The organism is Candidatus Accumulibacter vicinus (genome assembly GCF_000584955.1).
Lineage (GTDB): Bacteria > Pseudomonadota > Gammaproteobacteria > Burkholderiales > Rhodocyclaceae > Accumulibacter > Accumulibacter vicinus.
On record NZ_JDSS02000016.1, the window covers coordinates 71,479 to 75,397 of the forward strand.

4 protein-coding genes and 1 pseudogene are annotated in these 3,919 nt (G+C 68.3%); all 5 read left to right on the plus strand.

Features of this window, described 5'->3' with window-relative positions; all coding sequences use genetic code 11:
- A pseudogene (locus tag CAPSK01_RS04640) lies at positions 1 to 378 on the plus strand (beta-hydroxyacyl-ACP dehydratase); the annotation flags it as partial.
- Positions 365 to 667, plus strand: a complete 303-nt coding sequence (locus tag CAPSK01_RS04645; protein ID WP_034923162.1) for a dehydratase — start codon at positions 365 to 367, stop codon at positions 665 to 667. The pseudogene CAPSK01_RS04640 and the gene CAPSK01_RS04645, both read left to right, overlap by 14 nt.
- Entirely contained in the window at positions 664 to 1,575 is a 912-nt protein-coding gene (locus tag CAPSK01_RS04650) for an acyl-CoA synthetase (protein ID WP_273703094.1), read from the plus strand. Before CAPSK01_RS04645 ends, CAPSK01_RS04650 begins: the two co-directional genes overlap by 4 nt.
- Positions 1,572 to 2,138: a LolA-related protein gene (locus tag CAPSK01_RS04655; RefSeq protein WP_034923163.1), complete on the plus strand. Its 567-nt coding sequence runs from the start codon at positions 1,572 to 1,574 to the stop codon at positions 2,136 to 2,138. Before CAPSK01_RS04650 ends, CAPSK01_RS04655 begins: the two co-directional genes overlap by 4 nt.
- On the plus strand, positions 2,135 to 3,919 hold a 1,785-nt coding region (locus tag CAPSK01_RS04660), incomplete at its 3' end, for a hypothetical protein (RefSeq protein ID WP_034923164.1). The genes CAPSK01_RS04655 and CAPSK01_RS04660, both read left to right, overlap by 4 nt.

Below are 3,919 nucleotides of genomic sequence, written 5' to 3' on the forward strand. Positions count from 1 at the left end.
GAGCTGTTGCCCGACGGGCGCTTCATGCTGCTCGGGCGCAACGCCGACCTGATCAGCATTGCCGGCAAGCGCAGCTCGCTGGCCTACCTCGACCACCAGATCACGGCCATCCCCGGCGTCGTCGATGGCGCTTTCTTCGAGCCCGACGCCGCTTCGCCGCACGGCATCACACGCCTGTGCGCGTTCGCCGTAGCACCGCAACTGACCGGGCGACAAGTGCTCGCCCGGCTGCGGCAACGGGTCGACCCGGCCTTCCTGCCACGACCCCTGTTCCTGGTCGATGCACTGCCGCGCAACAGCACCGGCAAACTGCCGCGCGCCGACCTGCAGGCGCTGTACGAATCCTGCCGGACGACTTTCCGCGATGCGTCGCGCTGATTTCGAATGGATCGTTGCCGCCGGACACCCGGCCTTCTCCGGTCATTTCCCCGGCCGGCCGATCGTCCCCGGCGTCGTTCTGCTCGACCGCGCGCTGCACTTCGCCGAAACGTTGCTGGGCAGACCGGCCGTCGCCTGGGAGATCGCCCAGACCAAATTCTTCAGCCCCGTCGGCCCAGGCCAGGCGCTGACTTTCCAGTTGCATGAAAGACCGGACGCGAGCATCGCCTTCTCCGTCCTCGCCGACGGACGCGAAGTGGCTGCCGGCCACCTGAAACCGGGCCGATGAGCAGCGGACAGCACGCCGCCGCCTGGCTGCACCAGCGGGAGCGCAGCAATCTCGCGATCCTGCGGCTGATGGTCTGGATTTCCCTGACCTTCGGCCGGCGCGTTGGCCGCCTGGTGCTCTACGGGATCGTGCTGTATTTCCTGTTCTTTTCGCCACAGGCACGGCGCGCCAGTCGAAACTATCTTGGCCGATCACTCGGACGTTGGGCCGAGTGGTCTGACGGCTACCGCCACGTCCTCACCTTCGCGAGCACGATCCACGATCGGGTCTACCTGCTCAATGACCGCTTCGACCTGTTCGACATCGAGGTGCATGGCAGCAAAGCCCTGCATGCGGCGCTGGCGAGGCAGCCGGGCGCACTGCTGATCGGCGCCCATCTGGGCAGCTTCGAAGTTCTGCGCGCGGTCGCCCGCGGTCGCGCCGGCCTCAAGGTGGCGATGCTGATGTACGAAAAGAATGCCCGCAAGATCAACGCCACGCTGGCAGCGATCAATCCGGCGGCGGGTCAGGACATCATCCCCCTCGGCCGCTTGGAATCGATGCTCGAAGCACGCGACAAGCTCGACAAGGGTTATCTGGTCGGCATGCTGGCCGACCGCGCGCTGGTCGACGAGGCCACCCAGGAACACGACTTCTTCGGCCAGCCGGCGGCCTTTCCGACCGGACCGTTCCGCATGGCAGCGATGCTGCGCCGGCCGGTGTTCTTCATGACCGGGCTGTATCTGGGCGGCAACCGCTACCGCATCCACTTCGAAATGCTGGCCGATTTTTCGCAGGTGGCGGCGCCCGACAGAGAGGCGGCGATGCGCGCGGCGCAAGCCCGCTACGTCACCCGCCTCGAGCACTATTGCCGCCAGGCTCCCTACAACTGGTTCAACTTCTTCGACTTCTGGCGGAAGGCGCGGTGAAGCGACTGCTCGCCGCCCTGTTGCTGACGGCGCTGACCCCCCCTGTGCTGGCCGCCTGGGATCTGGCGCAACTGATGGACGAGCTTGCCCGGACGCGCAGCGGCAAGGCGCGCTTCGTCGAGACCAAATACCTCGCGCTGCTCGACCGGCCGGTCGTGGCGAGTGGCGAAATGCGCTTCACGACGCCCGACCGGCTAGAAAAGCGACAACTGACGCCGCGTCCGGAAACGCTGCTGCTCGACAAGGACCGGCTCACCATCGAGCGCGGCCAGCAGAAACTGAGCATCGATCTGACTGCCCAGCCGGAGGCCCGGGCCTTCGTCGACAGCATCCGCGGGGCGCTCACCGGCAACCGCCAGGCGCTCGAAAGGAACTATGCGCTCCACCTTGCCGGCAACCGCGAGCGCTGGACACTCACCCTGCTGCCAAGCGACCAGGCAATTGCCGCCATCGTTCAGAAGATCAGTATCGCCGGCCAACGCAACCGCATCCACAGCATCGAGTATCTGCAGGCCGACGGTGACCGTGCGGTGATCAGCATCGAGCACCTCCCCGAGCAGTGACCGTCCCCGCCCTCCGTACCTTCGTTCTCTGGTCGGTGGCGATGCTCGCCGGCGCGGCGATCGTCTGGCACAGCCGCTTCTCGGCCGACATGTCGTTCTTCCTGCCGGCACACCCCAGCGCCAGCCAGCAGGTTCTCGTCGACCAGCTCAGGGAGGGTGCAGTCACGCGACTGTTGATGCTGGGCATCAGCGGCGGCGATGCCGGGCAGCGGGCAGCGCTGTCCCGCGAACTGCGTGCGCGGCTCGCCAGCCAGCCCGAGTTCATCGCCGTACGCAATGGCGAAGCACGCAGTCACGACGCTGACCGCGAGTTTTTGTTCCGCCATCGCTACCTGCTCAGCCCGGCGGTGACGCCGGAACGTTTTTCGGTCGCTGGCCTGCGCGCGGCGATCGCCGAGAGCATCGACCTCCTGTCTTCGCCCGCTGGCCTGCTGGTCAAACGGCTGCTGCCGCAGGACCCGACCGGCGAACTGATCGGCCTGCTTTTCGGACTCGATGCCGGCGCCCAGCCGGCCAGCCGCGCCGGCGTCTGGTCGTCGCGCGACGGCGAACGGGCAGTGCTGCTCGCGCAGACCGCCGCCCTTGGCTCAGACACCGACGCACAGGCCCAGGCGCTCGATGTCTTGCGCGTGCAGTTCGCAGCCGCCCGCGCAGCCGCCGGGGTGCCGGCCGCCCACCTGCAGATTGCCGGCCCGGCGGTGTTTGCCGTGCATGCCCGGGCGACCATCCAGGCGGAAGTGGCCAGGCTGTCGCTGATCAGCATGCTGGCCATCGCCGGCCTGCTGTTTTTCGTCTACCGCTCGTTCAGGCTGATGAGCCTCGGCTTGTTGCCGGTGGTCAGCGGCGCGCTGGCCGGCATGGTCGCCGTCAGCCTTGCCTTCGGCACGGTTTTCGGGATCACCGTCGGTTTTGGTTCGGCGCTTATCGGCGAGGCGGTCGATTACTCGATCTACTATTTCGTCCAGACCGAACGTGGCGACACCACGACCTGGCGCGCCCGCTTCTGGCCGACGATCCGTCTCGGCGTACTGACCTCGGTCTGCGGCTTCGCGGTTCTCCTCCTGTCCGGCTTTCCCGGGCTGGCCCAGCTCGGCCTGTATTCGCTGAGCGGCCTGCTCACCGCCGCCGCCGTCACGCGTTTCGTCCTGCCGCCACTGCTCCCGGCCGGCGTCGAGCCACGCGACCTGAGCGCGCTCGGCCAGGCGTGTGCACGACTCGCCGCCTGGCTGCCGCGGCTGCGCTGGCCGCTGATCGTTCTCGCCACGCTCGCCGCCGCCAGTCTGATGGCCAACCCTGACCCCTTGTGGAATCAGGAACTCGCGGCCCTGAGCACTGCCAGCACCGAAGACCTGGCCACCGACCGCGCGCTGCGCGCCGACCTTGGCGCACCCGACGCCCGCCTGCTGGTCGTGGTCAGCGCTGCCGACCGCGAACAGGCCCTGCAGGCCGCCGAACGTACGGGCGTCCTGCTCGACCGGCTGCTCGCAGCCGGCGTCATCGGCGGCTACGATTCGCCGGTCCGCTTCCTGCCCAGTGCGGCAACCCAGCTCGCGCGGCGCGCCAGCCTGCCGTCAGCGGCGCAACTGCGCGAGCGTCTGCCGCTGGCACTCGCCGATTCGCCGCTCGCCGCCAGCAAGCTCGAACCCTTCCTGCGCGACATCGACGCCGCGCGCGTGGCGCCGATCATCGGCCCGGAAGCGCTGCACGGCACCAGTCTGGCGCTCGCCGTGGACGCCCTGCTGCTGCCGCGGCGCAACGGCTGGAGCGTCCTCCTGCCGTTG

Bases quoted from the DNA above. Each gene is read 5' to 3' on its own strand.
- CAPSK01_RS04645 (WP_034923162.1), top strand. From the start codon at position 365: ATGCGTCGCGCTGATTTCGAATGGATCGTTGCCGCCGGACACCCGGCC.
- CAPSK01_RS04650 (WP_273703094.1), top strand. From the start codon at position 664: ATGAGCAGCGGACAGCACGCCGCCGCCTGGCTGCACCAGCGGGAGCGC.